This is a genomic window from Clostridium pacaense (assembly GCF_020709765.2).
GTDB lineage: Bacteria > Bacillota > Clostridia > Lachnospirales > Lachnospiraceae > Enterocloster > Enterocloster hominis.
The window spans coordinates 1-23,928 of record NZ_JAJFEB020000025.1; the positions used below are offsets into that span (position 1 = coordinate 1).

General features: G+C 52.9%; 16 protein-coding genes and 1 pseudogene. 1 reads left to right on the forward strand and 16 read right to left on the reverse strand.

What is annotated here, in order from left to right; genetic code table 11:
* Positions 1-168 precede the first annotated feature (168 nt).
* The 5 genes from proC to LK536_RS54745 all read right to left on the reverse strand — a co-directional run bounded on the left by proC (position 169) and on the right by LK536_RS54745 (position 5,860).
* Entirely contained in the window at positions 169-966 is a 798-nt protein-coding gene (gene proC, locus LK536_RS54725) for a pyrroline-5-carboxylate reductase (protein ID WP_227796617.1), read from the reverse strand.
* Between the two features lie 152 nt (positions 967-1,118).
* Positions 1,119-2,387: a diaminopimelate decarboxylase gene (locus tag LK536_RS54730; RefSeq protein ID WP_025485866.1), complete on the reverse strand. Its 1,269-nt coding sequence runs from the start codon at positions 2,385-2,387 to the stop codon at positions 1,119-1,121.
* Between the two features lie 127 nt (positions 2,388-2,514).
* A complete protein-coding gene (gene pyk, locus LK536_RS54735) occupies positions 2,515-3,951 on the reverse strand; it encodes a pyruvate kinase (RefSeq protein WP_025485864.1) in 1,437 nt (478 codons plus the stop codon).
* A gap of 102 nt (positions 3,952-4,053) precedes the next feature.
* Positions 4,054-4,902 (reverse strand): hypothetical protein, encoded by an 849-nt coding sequence (locus tag LK536_RS54740; protein ID WP_025485862.1) that lies wholly within the window; start codon positions 4,900-4,902, stop codon positions 4,054-4,056.
* A 16-nt stretch (positions 4,903-4,918) separates the two neighbouring features.
* Positions 4,919-5,860, reverse strand: a complete 942-nt coding sequence (locus LK536_RS54745; protein WP_008719300.1) for a magnesium transporter CorA family protein — start codon at positions 5,858-5,860, stop codon at positions 4,919-4,921.
* 366 nt (positions 5,861-6,226) lie between these two features.
* Here LK536_RS54745 and LK536_RS54750 point away from each other — a divergent pair, with 366 nt between their 5' ends.
* Positions 6,227-10,552, forward strand: coding sequence for a 2-hydroxyacyl-CoA dehydratase (locus LK536_RS54750; RefSeq protein WP_120055507.1), 4,326 nt, complete (start codon positions 6,227-6,229; stop codon positions 10,550-10,552).
* A 108-nt stretch (positions 10,553-10,660) separates the two neighbouring features.
* Here LK536_RS54750 and LK536_RS54755 read toward each other — a convergent pair whose 3' ends face one another.
* From LK536_RS54755 to LK536_RS54805, 11 genes and pseudogenes are all read right to left on the reverse strand, one after another.
* Positions 10,661-12,358, reverse strand: a complete 1,698-nt coding sequence (locus LK536_RS54755) for a methyl-accepting chemotaxis protein (protein ID WP_227796616.1) — start codon at positions 12,356-12,358, stop codon at positions 10,661-10,663.
* A 148-nt stretch (positions 12,359-12,506) separates the two neighbouring features.
* Positions 12,507-13,000 (reverse strand): annotated as a pseudogene (locus tag LK536_RS54760) (helix-turn-helix transcriptional regulator); the annotation flags it as partial.
* Positions 13,001-13,130: 130 nt separating this feature from the next.
* On the reverse strand, positions 13,131-14,891 hold the full coding sequence (ade, locus tag LK536_RS54765; protein ID WP_227796615.1) for an adenine deaminase: 1,761 nt from the start codon (positions 14,889-14,891) through the stop codon (positions 13,131-13,133).
* Between the two features lie 40 nt (positions 14,892-14,931).
* Positions 14,932-16,293: an NCS2 family permease gene (locus LK536_RS54770; RefSeq protein WP_050927263.1), complete on the reverse strand. Its 1,362-nt coding sequence runs from the start codon at positions 16,291-16,293 to the stop codon at positions 14,932-14,934.
* Between the two features lie 76 nt (positions 16,294-16,369).
* Entirely contained in the window at positions 16,370-17,401 is a 1,032-nt protein-coding gene (add, locus tag LK536_RS54775) for an adenosine deaminase (protein WP_025485856.1), read from the reverse strand.
* Between the two features lie 174 nt (positions 17,402-17,575).
* Positions 17,576-18,388 carry a GntR family transcriptional regulator gene (locus LK536_RS54780; RefSeq protein WP_227796614.1) on the reverse strand — a complete coding sequence of 271 codons (813 nt, stop codon included), beginning with the start codon at positions 18,386-18,388 and terminating at the stop codon, positions 17,576-17,578.
* Between the two features lie 245 nt (positions 18,389-18,633).
* Entirely contained in the window at positions 18,634-19,551 is a 918-nt protein-coding gene (locus tag LK536_RS54785; RefSeq protein ID WP_227796613.1) for an ABC transporter permease, read from the reverse strand.
* Positions 19,551-20,618 (reverse strand): ABC transporter permease, encoded by a 1,068-nt coding sequence (locus LK536_RS54790; RefSeq protein WP_227796612.1) that lies wholly within the window; start codon positions 20,616-20,618, stop codon positions 19,551-19,553. Before LK536_RS54790 ends, LK536_RS54785 begins: the two co-directional genes overlap by 1 nt.
* On the reverse strand, positions 20,615-22,129 hold the full coding sequence (locus LK536_RS54795; protein WP_008719317.1) for an ABC transporter ATP-binding protein: 1,515 nt from the start codon (positions 22,127-22,129) through the stop codon (positions 20,615-20,617). Before LK536_RS54795 ends, LK536_RS54790 begins: the two co-directional genes overlap by 4 nt.
* 37 nt (positions 22,130-22,166) lie before the next feature.
* Positions 22,167-23,243, reverse strand: coding sequence for a BMP family ABC transporter substrate-binding protein (locus LK536_RS54800; RefSeq protein ID WP_040380123.1), 1,077 nt, complete (start codon positions 23,241-23,243; stop codon positions 22,167-22,169).
* 14 nt (positions 23,244-23,257) lie between these two features.
* The gene (locus tag LK536_RS54805; RefSeq protein WP_008719321.1) at positions 23,258-23,917 is read right to left on the reverse strand and encodes an HAD family hydrolase; all 660 of its coding nucleotides are present in this window, start codon (positions 23,915-23,917) and stop codon (positions 23,258-23,260) included.
* Positions 23,918-23,928 lie beyond the last annotated feature (11 nt).

Here is a 23,928-nt window from a genome sequence, read left to right on the forward strand (position 1 = left end):
GACCTCATGGCAGTGGGGGATACCGATTACTCTCCGCCCACCACTGCCGTTAAGTTTGTTTTTGGCAATTCATCTCACCACCTTAGAGGATGGGAGAATCCTTGCTAATATTTGTTGAAAATCATCTTATTTTCTGACGGTGTTTCCTCCCGGCCCGGTCCTCCCCGCCTACTTCATGCGCTGGGTCTTCTCATAACACGCATCCGCCGCTTTGATGACAGCGTTGCGCAGCCCATGCTCCTCCAGGGCCGACACACCGGCAATGGTGGTGCCGCCCGGCGAACACACCTCATCCTTAAGCTGTCCCGGATGTTTTCCTGTCTCCAGCACCATCCTGGCGCTGCCCAGGACGGTCTGTGCAGCCATGGCATAAGCTGTCTTCCTGGGCAGGCCGTACTTCACGCCGCTGTCAGCCAGGGCCTCGATGAACATATACACGAATGCAGGGGAGCTTCCGCTGACACAGCCCACTGCGTCCATCAGCCGCTCCTCCACCAGCTCCATGCGTCCGCAGGATGAGAAGATAAGGCTGATTTCCGCTTTCTCCTCATCTGAATAGATGCCTGCCTCATATGTAACCCCTGTCATGCCCTCCCCCAGAAGCGCCGGTGTATTGGGCATGGCCCTGACCACCCTTACACCGCCGCCCAGCCTGGCGCCGATATCCTGTATGGAAATGCCGGGGGCCAGGGAAATGATTACCTGTTCTTTTGTCAGCACATCCTTTATCTCCTCAAACACCACGTCAAAATACTGCGGCTTCACCGCAAGGATCAGATACTTTACCTGGGCCGCGCATTCCCGGTTGGAGCCGGCGTGGGCCACCTTTGTCTCAGATGTGACCTGGTCCATCTTCTCCTGATGGGCCGCAGTGAAAATCATGTCCTGAGGCGCATACACCTTGAGAAGTCCTTTCATGATGGCGCTTCCCATATTCCCCATTCCGATAAAACCGATCTTAGCCATTAATAATCCTCCTAATCATGAACTCCTGATATATCGTCAGCTCCCCCGGCATGAATGTCCAAACAGGCACCGGGACGGCTGGGACCGCCAAAGCCGTTTCTTTTGGCAAAAACCCCGGCAGACTGCGCGTTGCTGCATGCCGGGGTTTTTCATCAGTCAATATCTTTGAGTATATCACAAAAATCAAATGTAGCAAAGTAGTCCTCAGGAGTTTCCGCCCTCCGGATCATTTCCACGGAACCGTCCTGCTTTAACAGCAGCTCCGCCGACTTTAGCTTGCCGTTGTAGTTATATCCCATGGCAAACCCATGGGCGCCCGTGTCGTGGATGAACAGCAGGTCGCCTTTCCTTATCTCAGGCAGCATGCGGTCAATGGCAAACTTATCATTGTTCTCGCACAGGGAGCCGACCACGTCATACATGTGGCCGCAAGGCTCATCTTCCTTCCCCATTACCGTGATGTGATGGTATGCCCCGTACATGGCCGGGCGCATCAGGTTCACGGCGCAGGCGTCCACTCCCACGTACTCCTTGTGGGTATGCTTTTCATGGATGGCCTTTGTCACCAGGGCGCCGTAGGGTCCCATCATGAAGCGGCCAAGTTCGGTGCAGATTGCCACATCATCCATGCCGGCCGGTACCAGGACTTCCTCATAAACCTTGCGCACGCCGTCCCCGATGGCCAGTATGTCGTTGGGTTCCTGGTCCGGGCGGTAGGGAATGCCGATGCCGCCGGACAGATTGATGAATTCCACATGGGCGCCTGTCTCCTCCTGAAGCTTCACAGCCAGTTCAAAAAGAATCTTGGCAAGCATGGGATAATACTCCACGGTCACCGTGTTGCTGGCCAGGAAGGCATGGATGCCGAAATGCTTCGCGCCCTTATCCTTCAGTATCTTAAATGCCTGGAAAATCTGTTCCGTTGTCATCCCATACTTAGAATCCCCCGGGTTGTCCATGATGTCATTGCTTACCTTGAACACGCCGCCCGGATTGTAGCGGCAGCTGATGGTTTCCGGGATGTATCCCAGGGTCTGCTCCAGGCACTCAATATGGGTTATATCATCCAGGTTGATGATGGCGCCCAGCTTTTCTGCGTATGCGAACTCCTCAGGCGGCGTGTCATTGGATGAGAACATGATATCATGTCCCTTAAACCCGCACGCTTTTGACATCATAAGCTCTGTCATGGAAGAACAGTCCGTGCCGCATCCCATCTCCTTTAACAGGTTCAGAAGAAAAGGATTGGGGGTTGCCTTAACTGCAAAATACTCCTTATATCCCTTATTCCATGCAAATGCCTGCTTCAGCTTCGCCGCATTCTCCCTGATACCCTTTTCATCGTAAAGATAGAAGGGGGTGGGGTATGTTTTCTCAATCTCTTTCAGCTGTTCAAGTGTTACAAATGGTTTCTTCTCCACTTCTCTTACTCCTTTCCCTTTTTGAGCGTGTATGCGCCCTCCCTTAGATGCAAAAAGCCTGTCAGGAAGCACAATAATCCTTGCGGAATATTGTACCCCCTGCCAGACTCCTTTGTCCAGTACTATTTTACTCGATATTGATTACACGCATGATATTGGTCTGTGTGGCTGCCTCGTGGCGTCTTGCGTAGGTCACCACGCCTGCGGTGATGACTGCCAGCTCGCCCACTGTCACAAGGCCCCTTTCCTTAAGCTCCTCCACGGAATTCTCAATCAGTTCATCCGTGGATTCAGCGCGGCGTGACCATATTGGCACAACGCCCCACTGCAGCTGCATCTGGCGCACGGTCGCCATGCTTGGGGACATGCCGATGATCCTTGCAGCCGGCCTCCACTTGGAGAGCATCTGGGTGGTAAAGCCTGTGATGCTTGGAGCAATGATGACGTCTGCGCTCAGGTCATGGGAGGTGGAAACGGATGCGAAGCACACTGCGTTGGAAACATTTTTCATGTTCTGCTTGGACACCTTCCTCTGGCGGTATCCTGCATAGTCCAGATAGGACTCTGACTCCTCGGCAATGGAAACCATCATCTTAAGGGCTTCAACGGGATACTTACCCATGGCGGTCTCGCCGGAAAGCATCACTGCATCGGTACCGTCATAAACCGCATTGGCCACGTCCGTCACCTCTGCCCTGGTAGGCCTTGGGTTGCGGATCATGGAATCCAGCATCTGGGTTGCGGTGATGACAATCTTACATGCCTCGTTACACTTGCGGATGATTTTCTTCTGGATATGGGGAACCTTTTCAGCGGGAATCTCCACGCCCATGTCGCCGCGGGCAACCATGATGCCGTCCGCCTCCTCGATGATGGCGTCCAGGTTCTCGATGCCTTCCGCATTCTCAATCTTGGCAATTACCTTCATGCTGGAACCCTGCTCATCCAGCATTGCCTTGATTTCCCTGATGCAGTCCGCGGTACGCACAAAGGATGCCGCGATAAAATCAAATCCCTGCTTGATGCCGAAACGGATGTCTTCTTTGTCCTTGTCGGTCAGGGCCGGGAGCTTAATCTTCACATTGGGGACATTGACGCCCTTTTTCTCGCCCAGCTCGCCGCCGTTAATCACCTTACATACAATGTCCGTGCCATTGACCTCCGTCACGTCCATCTCAATCAGGCCATCGTCAATCAGAATCTTATTGCCGGGAACCACGTCTTCGCCCAGTCCGCTGTAATTGATGTATCCGATGTTCTCATCCCCAATCAGCTCGCGGGTGGTCAGCGTATAGGTCTGGCCTTCCTTTAATGTTACTTTCTTACCGTCCTTCAGCTGTCCGGTGCGGATTTCAGGGCCTTTTGTATCCAGAAGCGCCGCAACCGGGATATCCAGCTCCTTGCGGACTTCCTTTAACAGTTCCAGGCGTCCCTGGTGCTCCTCATAATCACCGTGGGAAAAGTTGAAACGCGCCACGTCCATGCCATTCTTTGCAAGCTCCATCATGACGTTCCTGTCATTGGTGTTGGGACCCATGGTACAGATAATCTTGGTCTTTTTCATTATTAAATCCTCCATAAACGTTGTACAGTGTGATATGTGAATGATCTGCCGGTTCTTAGGGCCTGTCTGTGTAAATGCTTTTGCAGTACAGCGCTCATGATGCTATTGGGGGGAATCCGGCTTTTTCACGTGTTGATGAGTATACAAATGATCCATGCAGTATTCATAGCTGCCTTCACATTTTGAACAATAACGGAATTCCATGCCAGGGCTGTCCTTGTCCGTCCGGCCGCACACAGCGCACTTATGGCCGGTCTTGTTGGAAACCATGGGCTTGATCTTTTTCTGGAAATCCTTCTGGCGCTTCTTCTGTTTGTAACCCGTCTCCCCGGCCAGCACCATCCAGCCAAAGAAGATGAACATGTGCAGGATGCACACAAAAATCTGGACCCTGGTGTATATGTCACCCTTGACAAAGTAATAAATGTAAACCGCTGCCTCGGCGTACGCAATCCACTTGGCCTTCAGGGGAAGGACCATCATCAGCAGGACCTGCATATCCGGGAACATGAGTGCAAATACAAAAAAGAAGGAATACACCAGATAAACAGGCGTAAGCACCATGGGGAAGCCTACCACCAGGTACATGAACAGGGATGCCGCCACATTCAACAGCACGCCCAGTATGATGTAACAGTTGAAACGGAACTTACCCCATACCTGTTCCACAATCATGCCAAAGGAACGGATGCAGTAGATGGCCAGGGCGTTAAACAGGATGTAGCCCATGGGGTTCCCTCCTGTAAATGCAGGCGGATATACAAAAAAGGTCAGGATCCTCCAGACCTGCCCCTGCATGATGGCAATGGGGTTTAAAATCAGATAATTCAGGAAGCCCGGCGCCACAAGGTACAGCACCGTGCCCATGGCCAGCATGGCACATACATAGTTGATGATCCCGCCGATTGCAAACCGGTTCATTTTCTGCTCAAACTTCTTTAGAAAATTCATGAATACTCCTTTTATGTCAGAATAAATCCTTCTTATTAAATATATAAGCTACCAACAGTGACAGGGCCAGGGCAAATCCCAGGACTATGACAAACCCGTAGGGATTGTTCGCAAAGGGCATTCCCCTGGAATTCACATTCATGCCATAGAAGCTGGCCACCATGGTGGGGATTGACATGACAATGGTTACGGTTGCCAGGAACTTCATGACAATGTTCAGGTTGTTGGAGATGACCGAGGCAAAGGCGTCCATGGTCCCGCTGAGGATCCCGCTGTAAATGTTGGCCATCTCGATTGCCTGTTTGTTCTCCACGATGACATCCTCAAGAAGGTCCGTATCCTCGGGATACTTCTTAATCTTCTCGGTCCTTAGGAGCTTCTCCAGCACCACCTCATTGGAACGCAGGGACGTGGTGAAATACACCAGGGACTTCTCCAGTTCCAGAAGCTCAATCAGTTCCTCATTCTTCTGGGACTGATGGAGCTTGCGCTCAATGACCTCGCTCTTCTTGTCAATGATGCGCAGGTACTGCAGGTACTGGGTTGCATTTTTATAAAGGATCTGCAGGATGAACCTGGTCTTCATGAATGTATGGAAGTCCCTTACCCTTCCGTCCATGAAGGACGTGAGCACGGGTGTCTCCTCCAGGCAGACAGTAATCAGCACATCGTTGGCCATGATGATGGCCAGCGGGATGGTGACAAACCAGTCCTTGCCGCTGCGCTCCTCTATGGACGGGATATCCACCAGCACCAGGGTGTATTCGTCCTCCACCTCGATTCGGGAACGTTCCTCCTCATCCAATGGCGCCTTTAAGTGGTCCGGGTCAATCTGGTATGCATCCGCAATGTCAATGATTTCTGAGGCTGTAGGGTTTGTTAACGCAATCCAGCAGCCAGGCTGCATCTCTTCTTTTTCGTGCATAGCACCGTCTTCGGTCTTAAAAATCCGTATCATGCGAACTCTCCCCCATTTTGAAATTATACGTTCTCATTATAGTGACTGCCCTGCGGTTTGTCAAATAAAATAGCCCCTGATTTTTCACAAACAATAAGTTTTTACAGGAATCATGCACAATTTTTCCCATTTCTTCACGATTTTTTAACGCCTGTCCCCAATTGTATTCCTACCTAATTTATGCTAAACTTTATTATGACCATTCGCGGCTTACTGCCGCAAATTGTTGCATAAATCACAGTTTTTTCCATAAAACTGTATTATGATGAACGCAAAACAACTTCTCAGCCCGGCACAGCCCTTGTATGGACATCACATGTGCCGCTGCTGCAAGTCACAAAGGAGGTTAGGGTAAAACCCACGTATATGAGCTTACATACAAATACCCTTACACTGGGAATCGATATCGGTTCCACAACCGTCAAAGTAGCATTGCTTGACCAGAACTACCATATAGTATTCTCCGATTATGAGCGTCATTATGCCAATATACAGGAAACTCTGGCAGAACTTCTGAAAAAGGCCTGCCCCATAACCGGCCCCGCCCAGGTCATCCCCGTCATCACGGGATCCGGAGGCCTTACATTGTCATCCCATCTGAACATTCCATTTGTCCAGGAGGTGGTGGCTGTGGCATCCGCCCTGCAGGACTATGCGCCACAGACAGACGTGGCCATCGAGCTTGGCGGGGAGGATGCAAAAATCATATATTTTACCGGCGGGATTGACCAGAGGATGAACGGGATCTGTGCAGGCGGCACCGGTTCCTTCATCGACCAGATGGCATCCCTGCTTCAGACCGATGCCAGCGGCCTCAATGAATACGCCGCCCATTACAAGGCCATCTACCCCATCGCGGCGCGCTGCGGCGTGTTTGCCAAGTCGGATATCCAGCCATTGATTAATGAAGGCGCTACCAGGGAAGACCTGGCCGCGTCCATTTTCCAGGCAGTGGTGAACCAGACCATCAGCGGTCTTGCCTGCGGTAAGCCCATACGGGGCAATGTTGCCTTTTTGGGCGGTCCCCTCCACTTCCTGCCCCAGCTGCGTGAAAGCTTCATCCGTACCCTCCACCTTACGCCGGAACAGATCATTGCTCCGGACCATTCCCACCTGTTTGCCGCTGTGGGCGCTGCCATGAACCCTCAGGAGAACCAGTCCGCTGTTTCCCTGGAGGCTATGATTGAACAGCTGTCCTCGGGTATCCAGATGGATTTTGAGGTAAAGCGCATGGAACCGCTGTTCAGGGACCAGGCTGACTACGACGAATTTTCCAGCCGCCATGCCAGCAACCACGTTAAGTCCGGCGACCTTCCCTCCTATGAGGGCAACTGCTATCTGGGCATTGACGCCGGTTCCACCACCACCAAGGCGGCCCTGGTGGGCGAGGACGGCACCCTGCTGTACCGGTTCTATGACAACAACAACGGAAGCCCCCTTGCCACGGCCATCCGCGCCATAACGGAAATCCGCAGCCAGCTTCCGAAGACAGCCCACATTGCCTATTCCTGTTCCACAGGCTACGGCGAGGCCCTTTTAAAGGCAGCGCTGATGCTGGATGAGGGGGAAGTGGAGACCATCTCCCACTACTACGCGGCTGCTTTCTTTGAGCCGGATGTGGACTGTATCCTGGACATCGGGGGACAGGACATGAAGTGCATCAAGATAAAGGACGGCACCGTGGACAGCGTGCAGCTCAACGAGGCGTGCTCCTCGGGCTGCGGCTCCTTCATCGAGACATTTGCCAAGAGCCTGAACTTTTCCGTGGAGGATTTTGCCAAAGAGGCCCTGTTTGCCAGGAACCCAACGGACCTTGGCACCCGCTGCACCGTATTCATGAACTCCAATGTAAAACAGGCCCAGAAGGAAGGGGCCACGGTGGCTGACATTTCCGCCGGCCTGGCTTATTCCGTCATCAAGAATGCCCTGTTCAAGGTCATCAAGATTACCAATGCCTCTGACCTGGGCGCCCATGTGGTGGTCCAGGGCGGCACCTTTTACAATGATGCGGTGCTCAGGAGCTTTGAGAAAATATCAGGATGCCAGGCAGTGCGCCCTGACATCGCAGGCATCATGGGAGCCTTCGGCGCTGCCCTGATTGCAAGGGAACGCTATCACATGAACGGCGAGGCAGAAACATCCATGCTGTCCCTGGATAAGATCATTGCCCTTAAGTATACCACCTCCATGACCCGGTGCAAGGGCTGCAACAACCACTGTGTGCTCACCATCAACCAGTTTGGGAGCGGACGCCGCTTTATCTCGGGCAACCGCTGCGAGCGGGGACTTGGACTTGAGAAGGCCAAGAAGGAGATTCCCAATCTCTTTGACTATAAGTACCACCGCATGTTTGACTACGAACCCCTGCCCCTGGACCAGGCGGACCGGGGCATGGTGGGGATCCCCAGGGTCCTCAACATGTTTGAGAACTTCCCCTTCTGGGCGGTTTTCTTTAAGAAGCTGCGCTACCATGTGGTGCTCTCGCCCCAGTCCACCAGACAGCTCTACGAGCTGGGCATTGAATCCATTCCCAGTGAATCGGAGTGCTACCCGGCCAAGCTGGTCCATGGACATATATCATGGCTCATCAAGCAGGGAATCAAATACATTTTCTATCCCTGCATTCCGTATGAGCGCAATGAAAGCCCGGAGGCGGGCAACCATTACAACTGCCCCATGGTCACATCCTACGCGGAGAACATCAAGAACAATGTGGAGGAACTGTCAGAAGAACATGTAAGGTTTGACAACCCCTTCATGGCCTTTACCAATGAGGAGATCCTGACCCAGGCCCTTATAAAGGAATTTGCCGGGAACCATCAGATTCCTGCGGATGAGGTGAAAATGGCTGCCCACGCAGCATGGCAGGAGCTTCTGGCTTCCCGCCATGACATGGAGGCCAAGGGCGAGGAAACCCTGGCATGGATGAAGGAGAACAAAAAACGGGGCATCGTGCTGGCCGGCAGGCCCTACCATGTGGACTCTGAAATCCACCACGGTATCCCGGAACTGATTACCTCCTATGGATTTGCGGTGCTCACAGAGGATTCCATCTCCCACCTTGGAAGGGTGGAACGGCCTTTGGTGGTAACCGACCAGTGGATGTACCACTCCCGCCTCTATGCGGCGGCCAGCTTTGTCAAGAACCGGGATGATTTGGACTTAATCCAGCTAAACTCCTTTGGCTGCGGCCTGGATGCCGTGACCACGGACCAGGTGGCCGATATCCTGACCCGTTCCGGCAAGATTTATACCGTGCTTAAGATTGACGAGGTGAATAACCTGGGCGCTGCCCGCATCCGTATCCGCTCCCTGATTGCGGCCCTCAAGGTCCGGGACCAGAAGCACTACGAGCACAAGGTGGTTTCCAGCGCCTATAACCGGGTGTACTTTACCAAGGAGATGAAGAAGACATATACCCTTCTCTGCCCACAGATGTCGCCCATCCATTTTGACCTTTTAGAGCCGGCCATCCGCTCCTTCGGATACAAGATTGAAGTATTGCAGAACCACAACCGCAACGCGGTGGACGTGGGACTCCAGTACGTGAACAACGATGCGTGCTATCCCTCCCTGATTGTCATCGGACAGATCATGGACGCCCTGCTTTCCGGCAGGTATGACCTGGACCACACAGCGGTGCTGATGACCCAGACAGGCGGCGGCTGCCGTGCTTCCAACTACATAGGCTTCATCCGGCGCGCCCTGGAAAAGGCAGGCATGCCGCAGGTGCCCGTTGTATCGGTCAATGCCAACGGCATGGAGACCAACCCCGGGTTTACATTTACGGTCCCCCTTATCACAAAGGCCATGCAGGCCATTGTGTACGGCGACATTTTCATGCGCGTGCTCTACGCCACCAGGCCCTATGAGGCAGAACCAGGCAGCGCCAATGCACTCCATGGGAAGTGGAAGGCCCGCTGTATTGCCTCCCTGTCCAAACGCAGCGCCGCCATGATGGAATTCAGCCGCAACATCAAGGGAATCATACGCGATTTTGACAATCTGCCAAGAACCGATATCAGGAAACCAAAGGTGGGGATTGTGGGCGAGATCCTTGTGAAGTTCTCCCCCCTTGCCAACAACCACGTGGTGGAGCTTCTGGAATCCGAGGGGGCCGAGGCAGTGATGCCCGACCTGATGGATTTCCTTCTCTACAGCTTTTACAACAGTAACTTCAAGGCGGAGCACCTGGGTACGAAGAAATCCACGGCGCGCCTGTGCAACGCCGGAATTGCCCTTTTGGAGTATCTGCGCAGGACTGCCAGGAAGGAGCTGTCGGCCAGCCGGCACTTCACGCCCCCGTCAGCCATCAATGAACTGGCTGAGATGGCCAAGGGCTTTGTGTCCCTGGGCAATCAGACAGGCGAGGGCTGGTTCCTTACAGGAGAGATGCTGGAGCTGATCCACAGCGGCGTGAACAACATTATCTGCACCCAGCCATTTGGCTGCCTGCCCAATCATATCGTGGGCAAGGGCGTCATCAAGGAGCTGCGCCGCCACTATCCGCAGTCCAACATCATCGCGGTGGACTACGATCCGGGCGCCAGCGAGGTAAACCAGTTGAACCGCATCAAGCTGATGCTGTCCACGGCCCAGAAGAACCTGAAAAATGAAAAGGCCCCGGAACAGCCCCGGCAGATGAAGAAGCAGAAAAAGGCTTCCAAGGCAAAGACACTGCAGACCGCGTAGACAGGCGGCAGATGAAGGCTGGTATATTTATGGCAGTATTATGAATTCAAAGGGACGGTCACGGAATTTAACACGATTCCGGATGACCGTCCCTTTATTTTGCCTTATTTACTGCCTTTTTAATTTAAACCGCCCAATCAGGTCCTTCATCATCCGCGACTGCCCAGCCAGTTCCTCGCTGGCCGCCGCGCTTTCCTGGGCAGTTGCTGAGTTGGTCTGTACCACGCTCGAAATCTGATCCACGCCCTGGGTCACCTGGCTGATGGAAACCGCCTGGGTATTGGAAGCTTCCGCAATCAGATCCACAAGACCGGCCACATGATGGGAGCTTTCCACCACCTCTTTTAACGCATCCGCGGTCAAGGCGGCAATTTCCGTTCCATTTTCAACAGCCTGAATGGTCTCTTCTATCAGGCCCGTTGTATTCTTAGCCGCGTCCGCGCTCTTCCCGGCCAGGTTACGGACCTCATCCGCAACCACCGCAAAGCCCTTTCCGGCTTCCCCTGCCCGGGCAGCCTCCACGGCCGCGTTCAGCGCAAGGATGTTGGTCTGGAAGGCAATATCCTCAATGGTCTTGATAATCTTGCCAATCTCGCCTGATTTACTGCTTATCTGGTCCATGGCAGACACCATGTCCTGCATCTTCCTGCTGCTTTCGTCCAGATTGGCGCCCTGGCGTTCGGATTCCTTGCGCGCCTTCTGGGCGTTTTCCGCAATCTTATTCACCTGGCTTGATATATCATTTATGGTGGCTGCCAGTTCTTCAATGGAGCTGGCCTGCTCCGTGGCGCCCTGGGACAGGGCCTGGGCGCCCATGGATACCTGTTCCGCCCCGGAATCCACCTGGCCCGCGGACTGGTCTATCATGTGGAATGCCTCGTTCAGTGAATCTATGATTTTTGAGGAGCTGGTATGAAGGGCAGCGAAATCACCGGAAAAGTCCTGCGTGTATGGAATATCCAGGTTTCCATCCGCAATGCTTCCCAGTATGGACGCCAGCTGTTCTATCACCGACTTCAGCCTGTCAACCAGCTCCTTTGTGGCATCTGCCAGTATCCCGGTTTCATCTTCGCTGTCCACTACCGGTACGGACGTCTGCAAATCGCCCTGGGACAGGCCCACCAGCCTCTCGGAGCATTGTTCCATCGGTCTTGAAATGGCGCGGGCAATAAAGGTTGCCAGTATCATGGATACACAGAAAGCTGCCACGGACAGGAGCGCCATGCATACAACGGTAAGATTGCTCTGCCTGGTTAATTCTTTTGACAACCGGCTGCCCTCCATGCGGTTGCTGTCCATCAACGACGTAACCGCTTCCTGTATCTTCTCGATATGTTCCAGCGCCTCATCCTGATACAGGTCCATGGCCTCTTTATCCTTATTCTGTTTTGCCAGTGTAATTACCTCCTGGGCATGCTGTGTGAATAAGGGCAGGTTTTCTTCAATGGTTTCGTAAAAGCTCCTTTCTTCTCCAACCAGGGTTGGTTCAATATTCGCCATGCACTGGCTGATTGCGGCTGCATTTTTATTTATGTCATCCTCAGACTGCCTGATAAGCTGGGTATTCTCCGGATCAGTGGCCATAATCGTCATGATATTGAAGGTATTGCTGGTCAAAGCCTCCATGAGAAGACCGATATCCCCTTGGGAAAATCCATAATTGGTCAGTGCGCCTGAATACTGCACATCCGCTTTTTTCATAAGGAACAAACTGATGAAACCGCTGCTGCTGGAAAGTATTGTTACCAAAAGAAACGCGATAAGCAGCTTTTTATTAATCTTTAGTGAACTCCACACCCTTTTCATTCAATGCCTCCTGGATTTATAATAAGATACTTATTATATCGGCTGGAGTTCCAAAATTAAAAGTCATTAGCGAAATTTTAACGTTTTTGTAATCCGCAGGACGGACATGGCGCTCTTTGACCCTTCTAATATATTTATGCCTGCTTACGCACCGGCCTGATATGATTCCCCAGTCGCAGAGCCTGCCCTCCGGATCATTGATGTACGCCATGACCTGCCCGCTTCCGCTGTTGCATTCGCTGCCCCCATCGTCATCCAGTTTACCCACGATACTGTCCAACAGGCCGCAGATTGTCTCCTGGTCCTGCCCCGGAATCATACCCTGCTTCTGCCAGAAATCCCAATATCCATTGCTCTCATAGTTTTTAATATGCAGGAATTTGTGCGCGGGAATGGTTACAAAATAAATTTTAATCTCGTCCGTGGATTTCACTCTTTCAGCGCAAAAGCCAGTTTCCTGCGCCGCAGGTAATCCCTGAACTGCATGCCCGATATCTCCTTGAATTTCCTGGTCATATGGAAGCCGGAATACCCCAGCCTGCCGGAAAGGCAGCGCAGGGTCAGCGCTTCATCATTATGGTTCTTTATGCATTTGTCGATTTCGTCAACAATGACCTGAATCTGTTTCTGCCATTCGTACATCCGTCTGTTCACCTCGTTTCGGCCACCCTGCATATATTATAGCGGAGTCCGGGGGCTGGCGCTTGACTTTACTTGCTGTCATTATATGTTTGCCTTCCATTTTATGGAAGCCCAGCTGTTTCTATGGCCTCTAAGCTTTAAGAGGCAGAAGCCTGTGGTTGAGTACATCCACCAGCCCCATATCGGTCAGCCCCAGGTCAGGGACCGTGGGCAGGGAGACAAAGCTCAGGGACATGAACGGGGCATCCATCCTGCATCCCAGGGACCTGGCCATTTCATTTAATTCATCCAGCCTTGTCATCACATCCTCTGCAGGCAGCTGGCTCATAAGGCCTCCTATGGGCAGCTCCATGCTCCCAAGTATCCTGCCATCTGCCGCCACCGCCAGACCGCCCTTTAACCTGGCCACCTCATTTACAGCCAAAGCCATATCCGTATCGTCTGCCCCCACCACCACGATATTGTGATGGTCATGGGACATGGAGTAGGCCATGGCCCCCTTCTCCAACTGAAAACCGTGTACAAAACCAATTCCAATGTTGCCGTTCTTACCATACCGTTCCACCACGGCCAGTTTCAGTATATCCTGTTTCAGGTCAGCCAAAACAGTGCCATCCTTCACCTCCAGTTCCCTTATGGTGTCATGGTTTATAATCTGCCGCGGCACCATATCAATCACATGGACCCGGAGTGTATCCCCCTTTTCATCTGTCTTCACCAGGAAGGACTCCGGTATGATTGGATCCTTAAGTGTCACTGTCTCTTTCAGCCACTGGGGATATTCCCCCACCGGACACGCATTAAGCAGTCTCCCGTTCTCAGCAACCACCTTGCCCTCAAAGATAACAGTCAGTGGCTTAACCACCCGCCAGTCCTCCACCAGCAGGATATCCGCCAGACGGCCCGGTGTTATGCTCCCGATTTCATCCTCCAGACGGAAATGCTTAGCGGCATTGACCGTTGCCATCTGGATGGCATCCATTGGATCCAACCCCAGTTCAACTGCCCTGGTCACATTGTAATTGATATGGCCTTCTGTCTGTATTTCCCTGGCATGCTTATCATCCGTGCAGAACATCAGGTTATCGGTGCTAAGCCCCAGGCTTACGATTCCTTTTACCAGTTCATCCACATTGCGCTCACTGCTGCCCTCGCGGATCAACACCTTCATCCCCACCTTCAGGCGCTCCAGCATTTCTTCCGCCGTCACGCACTCATGGTCGTCGGAAATGCCGCTGGACGCATATACATTAAGTTCCTGGCCCAGCCTTCCGATGGCATGTCCGTTCACCACCTTCCTCCTTGCCAGGGTATCTGCAATCTTGTGAAGGTATTCCTCCTTTACCCAGAGGATTTTGGATGGATCCAGTTCCCCCAGGCTTACACTCTCTTCCCAGTCCATGATTTCCGCCACTTCCTCCGCGCCCAGGACCGCTCCGGTTGTTTCCAGTCCCGGTGCAGTGGGGACGCGTGATGAAACCTCTATGAGCATCCGGTATGGCAAACGGCTCATGGAAGCCAGCATGGCCTTCAGGCCGCCCGCCCCTGCCACATTGGCAATCTCCATTAAATCCGCACACAGGGTGGTGGTACCCTGTGGCACCACCACCGAGGCCAGCGCCTCAGGTGACAGCATGGTGGATTCAAAATGCATATGGGCATCAATCAGACCCGGTATGGCATATCTGCCGCGGCAGTCCATTACCGTTGCGGCTTTCAGCCCTGCTTCAGGGTCAATGGACACCACCCTTTTATCCTTGATGTAAATATCTGTCTCATATACCTGTGCGGAAAACACATTAACCAGCTTTACATTGGCAAGCTTCAGATCACATGGCACCCTGCCAAGCCCTGCTTCAATTATATTTTTAATGTCCTCAAAGGTCCTCATATCCTACACCTCCCAGTATACTATTATCCCCGCCTGTATGCTACAGCATGATATCAAGCGCCAGATAAACAATAAACACCGCCGTCAGAACCCACACGGTCTTTGTCATCTGCCGGGCTTTCCCCGCTGCAATCTGTCCCACACTATAGCCGATCAGGCCAAAGAGGATCCCATATGCAATATTATATGTAAACGGCATGATTGCAACTGTCATGAACACGGGCAGCGCAATGGAAACATCATTCAGTGCAAGGCCGCGCAAAGGTTCAATCATGAAAATCCCCACCATTACAAGGGCGGGCGCTGTTGCTATGGATGGGATCATCAGGAACACCGGCGACAGGACCAGGGTGAGAAGGAACAGGATTCCGGTCACGCAGGCCGTCATGCCGGTCTTTCCCCCTTCGGAAATGCCGGTGGCGCTTTCCGCACCATAAATTGTCACGGTACTGGTTCCAAGAACGGCGCCTACGGCAGCACTGCCGGCTGACACGAACAGCGCTTTGCCCGCGCAGGGCATGTTACCCTTCTCATCAATAAGACCTGCCTTGGTTGCCACGCCTAAAAGTACGCCGATGCTGTCAAACAAATCCACAAAAAGAAAACTGATGATGGCAAATACAACGCCCAGGATCATTTCCGGTGAACCGGTGAACATCCCCTTTAATGTAAGCTGCCCAAAGGTCGGAGCCAGGGCCTGGGCAGGATTATCAAACGCAATCAGCTGTGTGGGCAGGATTGTATAGGCAGCCCCGGTCACAGGGTCCTTGATGAACACTCCCAGCACGGTTACTGCCAGCACCCCAATCAGGATTGCCCCCTTTACGCCCCGTATGACCAGGACCGCTGTAAAGAAGATCCCGGCCAATGCCAGCAGCGCCCCAGGATTGGCAAGGTCACCCAGGGTTAACAGGGTGTCCGGTGAGTGGACCACGATTCCTGCCTGGGTCAGACCGCTGAATGCAATAAAGAATCCGATTCCCGCGCCGATGGAATGCTTGATGCACTCCGGCATGGCGTCCACAATCTTCTGCTGTACCTTGAAAATGCTCAGAAGCATGAACGTGGTGCCGGAAATAGCCACACATCCAAGGGCATTCTGCCATGGCAGTCCCAGGGTATTGCAGACATAATAGGCAAAATACGCGTTCAGTCCCATGGCCGGTCCCATGGCAAAGGGCAGGTTTGCCCACAGCCCCACCCAGATACAGGCAATGGCCGCGGACAGGGCGCTGGCCCAGAACAAGGCCTTCATATCCATACCCGTAGCGCCCAGAATCGCCGGATTAACAGCCACAATATACACACAGGTCAGGAAAATGGTGATACCTGCCAGAATCTCAGTTTTAGGGTCGGTCCCCCTCTCCTTCAGATGGAATATCCGTTCCAGTTTCTCATTCATTGTTAAACCCCCAATCTTTTCTTATTCCCCAAATGCTCCGTATCTTATCTTGCTTCCTGTTTCCTGCGCCTGTCTCTTATGCCTCGTTCTTTTTGAATGCCTCTACCCAGGCGTCAAACTGTTCCAGATACTTCTGTCCCTTAATGGAATATGCAAATGCGTTCCTGGCCGTCCGGATCAGTTCATCCTCTGTAAAATGCATCTCATCCAGGGCAATTGCATACTCCTGCACCAGATCCACCATATAAGGCGGGTCATCCGAACTGATGGATACGGGTACGCCTGCCCGCATCATGGTCACTGCCGGATGTTCCTCATAGTTCCTGGCAGCCCCGGTCCATATATTTGATGTGGGACACATGGCGCAGAGGATTTCATGCTCCTTCAGATACTTAAGCAGTTCAGGTTCATGGATGGACTGACAGCCATGGTCAATCCTGCTTACATGCAGCGTTTGGATGGCATCCCATATATTATAGGCGCCGTCATCCTCCCCCGCATGGGCGGTCAGGAACAATCCCATGTCTTCTGCAAGCCTGTAGCTGCCCTGGTGTTTGATACAGGGATGCCCCTTTTCCTCACAGTCCATTCCCAGTCCGTCCACCATGTCCCGGTAACCTTCAAGGTTCTTTACAAAACGCTCACACTGCTCAGGAGACAAGGTCCTGTCCAGGCCCGCAATATAGACAATCTCAACCCCATACTGTTCCTTCGCCTTTTTCTGGGCGCTGCGGTATCCCTCCATTACCACTTCCATGGGGATTCCCCGTTCCTCATTCAGCGGATAATCCAGGTGCAGCTCCTGGTAAACCACGTTCTGCCTCCTTGCATCCTTTGCCAGTGCAAGCACCACCGCCTCGTAATCCTCCTTGGTAATGCATACGGAATTGATGGTCCTGTCACAAAGCATGAAACCATTCAGCCCATCCGCCTTCAGGATTCCTTCCACCCACTGCCGCAGTCCCTCCACCGTATCAGCAGGGAGCTTTACCCCATTCTTCCTGCCAAGATCCAGTGCCAGGTCCCAGGGGATGGAACCTTCAATGTGGATGTGGTTCTCCGCCTTTGGCATGTTGACGATAAGTTTCATTTGACGTGTTGTAAGCATATCTTCTCCTCCTTGATATAGGTATTTAAGTATTATGGTAATACCTTTATATGTGTGAAATAATAATCCTGCGCCGCCCAGGGCATACAGGCCTTAGGGGCGCAAGATGTATTATATTCAGCTTATGATTGTCTCCCGGCGCAAATACGCCGGACAGGTGATATGGCGGTCCGGTCAATAATGCTCCTGGCTCCGCAGGAGATTATAGCGGATATATTTGGTATCAAAAAACGCATTGGCTGAGATGACCGGCTGGTTATCCTGGTCATAGGCCAGATTATCCAGCTCCAATACGGATTGGCACTCCATCAGCAGGGCGCTGTCCGTCACTGATCCCATCTCTTCCCTGGTCATGGTCAGTATCTCCACCCTGTCCCTGCACAGCAGCCTGCCCGCGTACCTGCGCAACAGTTCAAACGAGGACATGGATGACCACTCATCCTCCGATGGTTCCTGCTGAAACAATTCCCTTGGCATATAGTCAATACATACAATGGCCGGATGGCCATCCGCATAATAGACCTTCTCAATGCGGTACAACCGGGCGCCCTCCTCCACCTGGAGATTCCGGCAGTGCTTTTTCATGCGGTGGGACGCGCCCTGAGCCATGGTCCCCTGATTCACGGTCCCCTGATCCATGGCTCCCCGATTTATGGTTTCCTGGCTTATGAGCTTAATCTGCGCCTCATAGCCTCCCAATTCAATCAGGTGTCCGAACTCCTGGGCCGGATTCAGGCTGATTTTGATGGCCGCTGCCTCGGGGTTCACAAAAGTTCCCCTTCCATGAATGCGGAAAATCAGGTTCTCCTGTTCCAGTTCATCCAATGCCCGCCGCACCGTTACCCGGCTGACCCCAAACTTGCGCCCGATCTCCACTTCCGGTGGAAGCTTGGCAGACTCCTTCAGGTCCATATCCAGTATGTATTTCTTCAAATCGTGTTTAATATTATCACTTAGATTCTGTTTAATCACAGGCATCATCGCCATGTCAATACCTCTTTCCGGTATTATGGTAATACCTTTATACCCTATAGTAAGTATTTTTGTGGATTTTGTCAAGTGTTTTATGGATCTATATAAATAAATTCCGTAAAACCGCAAGACAGGTTACCTGCACTGAAACCATATTCCGGTAAAATTGCCATTTAAAAAAGCTGCCATGAACAGATTGAACGCTTCATGGCAGCATTTCCAACTCATCCGGTATAACCCGGCCAAACCGCATCCCTTCCCTACGCAGTCTCCACTGAAACCTTTTTCACCCTTCCCCGTATCCCCGAAACCAGCAGCACCGCGATGGTCATGAAATAGGGCAGGGCCAGCACGATCTGGGACGGGATCCCGAAGTTCTGCATGCTGGCCGCAAGGGCCTGGGCATAGGCGAACATGAAACTGTACACCGCTGCCAGCACCGGGTTCCCCTTTGCAATCATGATGGCTGCAACTGCCAGGAATCCCCTGCCTGCCGACATATTTTCCGTGAATATGGAGGTGCCGCCCAGAGGAAGGACCGCGCCGGCAATCCCCACGAAAAATCCGGTGATTAAAACAGAATACCATTTATAGCGCAGGACATTGGTCCCGGTTGTCTGGGCCGCCTTTTCATTGATTCCCACACTGCGCAGCCTCAGGCCAAAGGGCGTTTTATACATGGCAATCCAGGTCCCGGCAATAGCCAGAAGGGTAAAATAGACCACCAGATTGTGGGTTCCGAACACTTCCCCTATATAGGGGATCCTGCTTATGACAGGCAGCTTGACAGAGGGAAGGCTGACCAGCCTTGAATCCATGAACGAGCCGCGTTTCCCGAAGATATTAAGGAGCAGGAAGGATGTAAATGCATCCATCCCCAGGTTCATGGCGATGCTGACCACCATACCGCTGGAGCCAAGATGGAACACCAGGATGCCGAACAGGACGGAACAGGCCAGCCCTGCCAGGATCCCGCACAGCACCCCTGTGTATGGGTTCCCGGAGTAATAGGTGCCCAACGTGGCAAAGAATGCAGCGCACAGCATGAAGCTTTCCAGGGCAATGTTAAAGATTCCCGTCCTGTCCCCGAAACAGCCGCCAATGGATGACAGGATAAGCGGCACGGCCAGACGCAGGGCCGCTGCCATGGTTATGGTTCCCAGTAAAATTGAAAGCATTATCCCACCACCGCCTTCCTCTTGACAGAACCAATCAGTTTACGGTAATCCACAGTGATGAACAGCACGAACAGGGCCTGAATCAAAAGCACGGTCAGGCGGTTCACGTCGCACATCCGCTCCATATGGAGGGACCCGGCTTTCAGGACGCCCCAGATAACGGCTACTCCCAGGACCGTAATGGGATGATTGCCTGCAATCATGGCAATCATGATGCCGTCCCAGCCAAGGTTATTGGAGAAGCTAGCGGTGAATTTCCCATACGTGCCCTGGACCTCGATGCTGCCGCACAGACCGGCCACGAATCCCGACAGCAGGAAGATTGCCAGGAAGGTCTTTGTCACATTCACGCCTCCAATCCTTGCAAACCTGCGGTTCTCCCCCACCTGCTTCAGCTCATATCCGACTATGGTATACCTGTAAACCATGAAAATCACGATGACCAGCGCCACCGCTATGAGCACGCCCGTGCTTGCATTGGTCTTGGGTATCAGGTTGGTCAGGCGCGCCGTATCTGCTATGGGCGGCGTTGACAGGGCCAGTGAATCCCCGGCAGCGCTGATTCCCATTACTATATAAGTAAAATATTCGGTCAGCAGCACGGCGATATAGTTAAGCATCAGGGTCGTAATCATTTCGTTGACATGGAATGTAAGTTTCATCACGGCCGGAATCAGGGCAAACAGCATGCCCGCAATACCGGCTGCCAGAAGACAGCCCGTGACATGCAGCGCTTTTGGCAGATGCACGTAAAAACCGAACAGGGCCGCCGCATATGCCCCAAAGTAAAGCTGCCCCTCAATCCCCAGGTTCATGACCCCGGATTTGAATGCAATGGTGGCCGCGATTCCCGTCAGGATACAGGGCGTGATCCACCGCAGGGTGTTGCCGAAGTTGCGGACGCTGCCAAATGCTCCCTGGAGGATATATTTCATGGCCGTAGCCGGGTTCTCTCCCTGCCATAGGATCAGCAGGCTGCCGATGATCATGACAGCCAGGAAGGAACACGCGTATTTCATGATGTTCCACAGGGCGTCCTGTCTCATCACCTTTGCTTCCTTGTTCATGGGCAGCCACCTCCTGTCATCAAAAGCCCTATATCCGTCTCTGTCTTTTCCCCATGAAGCCCCCCGTCATACAGCTGCCCGCCGTACATGACCAGGATACGGTCCGACACCTCCATGACCTCGTTCAGTTCATGGCTTACCAGCAGGATTGCCGTGCCCGCGGCAGCCAGGCTTTCTATCTTTTTCCATATGAACTCAATGGCCCCTATGTCAATGCCCCTGGTGGGGTCTTCAATGATCAGAAGGCTGTTATCCTGCAAAAACTCCCTGCCCACAATCAGTTTCTGTATGTTTCCACCTGAAAGGGTCTGTATCTTCAGGTTGGGGGAGGATGCCTTGACATTGAATTCATGGATGATGCGTTCCGTAAATGATATGGCCTGTTTCCGTTTCAGGATGAACCGGTTTCCAAACCCTTTGACAATATGGTATCCCATAATGGCATTTTCCCACAGGGACGCTTCCCGGTTGATTCCCTCGCTGATCCGGTCCTGGGGCACATATCCGATGTGGCGCAGCCGGTGTTCCCGGCAGCCCAGATGGGTGATGTCCCTTCCGTCAAAGGCCACCTCCCCCTTGCTGCATTTCCTAAGACCGAACAGGCCCTCCACCAGTTCCTGCTGGCCGGAGCCTGCGACGCCTGCGATTCCCAGGATCTCGCCCTTTCTGATTTCAAATGAGACATCCTTTAACTTTTCCCGCCCCTCATGGTCAGGAACACACAGGTGCTTAACCTGAAGCAGCACATCCCCCTGTTCCTTGTCCTCCTTCTGGGCGGTCAGGATGACCTCCCTTCCCACCATCATGGTGGCAAGACCGTGTTCATCTGTTTCTTCCGGCTTCACCGTGCCGACATAGCGGCCGTTTTTTAAGACCGTGATGCTGTCCGATATCTCCATGACCTCTTTTAACTTATGGGTGATGAAAAGCACGGTCTTGCCGTTCTTAACCAGGAAACGGATTGCCTCGAACAGGCCCTCGATTCCCTGGGGTGTAAGGACCGAGGTGGGTTCGTCAAAAATAATGATATCCACTCCCCGGTACAGTATCTTTACGATTTCCACCTGCTGGAGCATGGACACGGACAGGTCCTGTACCTGTTCGTCCAGCGGTATGTTGAAGTGGTATTCCTCACAGATAGCCTCCACCCTCCTGCGCGCCTTGTCACGGTTCAGGAAAATGCCCCACCTGCGCGTTTCGTAACCCATCATGATATTGTCCAGTACCGACAATTCGGGAAACAGCATGAATTCCTGGTGCACCATCCCGATGCCGGCCCGGCTTGCATGGTTGGGGTTCCTGAAATCCATCTTTTTCCCATGTACAAACAGTTCTCCCTCATCCGGCCGGTAAAGGCCGCTGATGACATTCATCAAAGTACTTTTGCCTGCCCCATTTTCCCCGATAACCGCATGAACCGTTCCTTTCCTGACGGACAGGGTGATTTTATCATTGGCTGTCAGGCTGCCGAACCGTTTGGTAATTCCTTTTAATTCCAGCACAAAGTCCATAAATGCCTCCTTTTGTACCATCGGCCCTTTGCAGTCCCTATTTCAGCAAATCCTCCAGATTAAGGGAACCTGATTTTACGTCTTCAATTAATTTGTCCAAATCCGTCCTGACATCCTCTGGAAGCTTATCGTAATCCCTGTCGTCGAAAATGGCTGACTGTGTCTCTATCCCGTAGTTGGTACGTCCTGACACGAACTGCCCGTCCTTATAAGCGGTAAAGGAATCAAATACAGCGCCCCGGATATCGGTCAGGGATGACCAGAACACGCAGTCATCAATTCCGCCCTGCCACTCATCAACCCCGATACACCTGATTCCTGCCTCGGAACAGCCCTGAATCACGCCCAGTCCTGCCAGGTTGGCTGTCTGGAAGATCACATCCGCGCCCTGGCTGACCATGATTTTCGTCTGCTCCCCCGCCTTTACCGTGTCGCTGTCATCCCCCACGTATGCGGTCTGTACCGTCACGTCCGGGTCTGCGTATGCGGCTCCTGCCAGATATGCATCGCGGAACCGGTTAATCACAGGAATGTCCAGGCTGCCGATCCAGCCGATTGTTTTTGACTGTGTGGTCCTGGCCGCCACAAAACCGGATACAAAGGCCGGTTCCAGGGAGTCCACGTACACATTTGCCACATTGTCATATTTGGTATCCAGGCTGCTGTCAATGAGACAGAACATGGTGTCCGGATACTCCGGGGCCAGCTCGATGGCCACTTCGTTTACCGTGTCGAACATGGTGTAGATGGGGTTGGCGCCCATTTCCGCCATTGCCCTGATCTGCTCTGAATATTCGGCCTTGTCCAGCGCCTCAATCAGCTTGACCGTGGCCCCGTACTCCTGCTCAATCTGTTCAAATCCGGTCCACGTCAGGTCGGTGAACGGAACCCCTGCCGGGGCTTCGCTGATCAGGCAGGTAAATAATTCTTTATCCTGCTCCCCTGCCCCTTCCTCTTTTTTCCCTGTTTCCCCTTCACTCCCTGCCTTGGCCTGTTCAGTCTGGGCCTGTCCGGCCTGGGACGTTTCCTTTGCAGTTTCCCCTTTGCCTCCGGCGCATCCGGCCAGCACGCAGATGACGGCAGCAGCAGTTAAAAACAGTCTCATTTTCCTCATATCTTTCTCCTCCTTCATGACTCATCAAAAATGGAACACAGCTCACTGATATCTTTAATCACACAATCCGGCTTCTTTTCCTCCAGGGACCCAAGGGGCCAGTTCCCGGACGGCACCCCCACCGTATAAATCCCCGCAGCCACCCCGGCTTCTATATCAAAGGGGGACTCCCCTATGTATACGCATTCCTCCTTCAGGCAGCCGCACACAGCAGCCCCCTTTAGGATGGGTTCCGGGTCGGGTTTGAAGCGGATTACATCATCCCTAGTGACCAGCAGGCTGATATACCGGTCCAGTCCCGTCTGCTTCAGGATATGGGATGCGTTTTTCCTCCGCTCCGATGTAATCAGGCAGATCTTACAGCCCAGATTCCAGATATGGTCCAGGGTCTTCACGGCCCCGTCAATGAGCCTGGCCCGCTCCATATGGATTGGGTACTGCCTTTTATATTCCTCTATGAATTCCTCTATGGTACCATGGTCATCCGGGCTTACATCGGTCAGCGTGGTAAGCATCACTTCCACCGGAAGCCCGAACATGTCCATAATGTCCTCTTTGGCGGGTCTGCCCCCGCTTACCTTTTCAAATGCTTCTGCAAGGGCGTCACAGATGCAGTCCTGGGAATGGATTAAGGTCCCGTCCAGATCCGTGAGCAGCGCCTTATACCGCGGCATCCTCCGTCACC

Coding starts and splice junctions, on each gene's coding strand:
- proC (WP_227796617.1), bottom strand. CDS start 966: ATGGCTAAGATCGGTTTTATCGGAATGGGGAATATGGGAAGCGCCATC.
- pyk (WP_025485864.1), bottom strand. CDS start 3,951: ATGAAAAAGACCAAGATTATCTGTACCATGGGTCCCAACACCAATGAC.
- LK536_RS54740 (WP_025485862.1), bottom strand. CDS start 4,902: ATGAATTTTCTAAAGAAGTTTGAGCAGAAAATGAACCGGTTTGCAATC.
- LK536_RS54745 (WP_008719300.1), bottom strand. CDS start 5,860: ATGATACGGATTTTTAAGACCGAAGACGGTGCTATGCACGAAAAAGAA.
- LK536_RS54750 (WP_120055507.1), top strand. CDS start 6,227: ATGAGCTTACATACAAATACCCTTACACTGGGAATCGATATCGGTTCC.
- LK536_RS54755 (WP_227796616.1), bottom strand. CDS start 12,358: ATGAAAAGGGTGTGGAGTTCACTAAAGATTAATAAAAAGCTGCTTATC.
- ade (WP_227796615.1), bottom strand. CDS start 14,891: ATGAGGACCTTTGAGGACATTAAAAATATAATTGAAGCAGGGCTTGGC.
- LK536_RS54770 (WP_050927263.1), bottom strand. CDS start 16,293: ATGAATGAGAAACTGGAACGGATATTCCATCTGAAGGAGAGGGGGACC.
- add (WP_025485856.1), bottom strand. CDS start 17,401: ATGCTTACAACACGTCAAATGAAACTTATCGTCAACATGCCAAAGGCG.
- LK536_RS54780 (WP_227796614.1), bottom strand. CDS start 18,388: ATGGCGATGATGCCTGTGATTAAACAGAATCTAAGTGATAATATTAAA.
- LK536_RS54785 (WP_227796613.1), bottom strand. CDS start 19,551: ATGCTTTCAATTTTACTGGGAACCATAACCATGGCAGCGGCCCTGCGT.
- LK536_RS54790 (WP_227796612.1), bottom strand. CDS start 20,618: ATGAACAAGGAAGCAAAGGTGATGAGACAGGACGCCCTGTGGAACATC.
- LK536_RS54795 (WP_008719317.1), bottom strand. CDS start 22,129: ATGGACTTTGTGCTGGAATTAAAAGGAATTACCAAACGGTTCGGCAGC.
- LK536_RS54800 (WP_040380123.1), bottom strand. CDS start 23,243: ATGAGGAAAATGAGACTGTTTTTAACTGCTGCTGCCGTCATCTGCGTG.
- LK536_RS54805 (WP_008719321.1), bottom strand. CDS start 23,917: ATGCCGCGGTATAAGGCGCTGCTCACGGATCTGGACGGGACCTTAATC.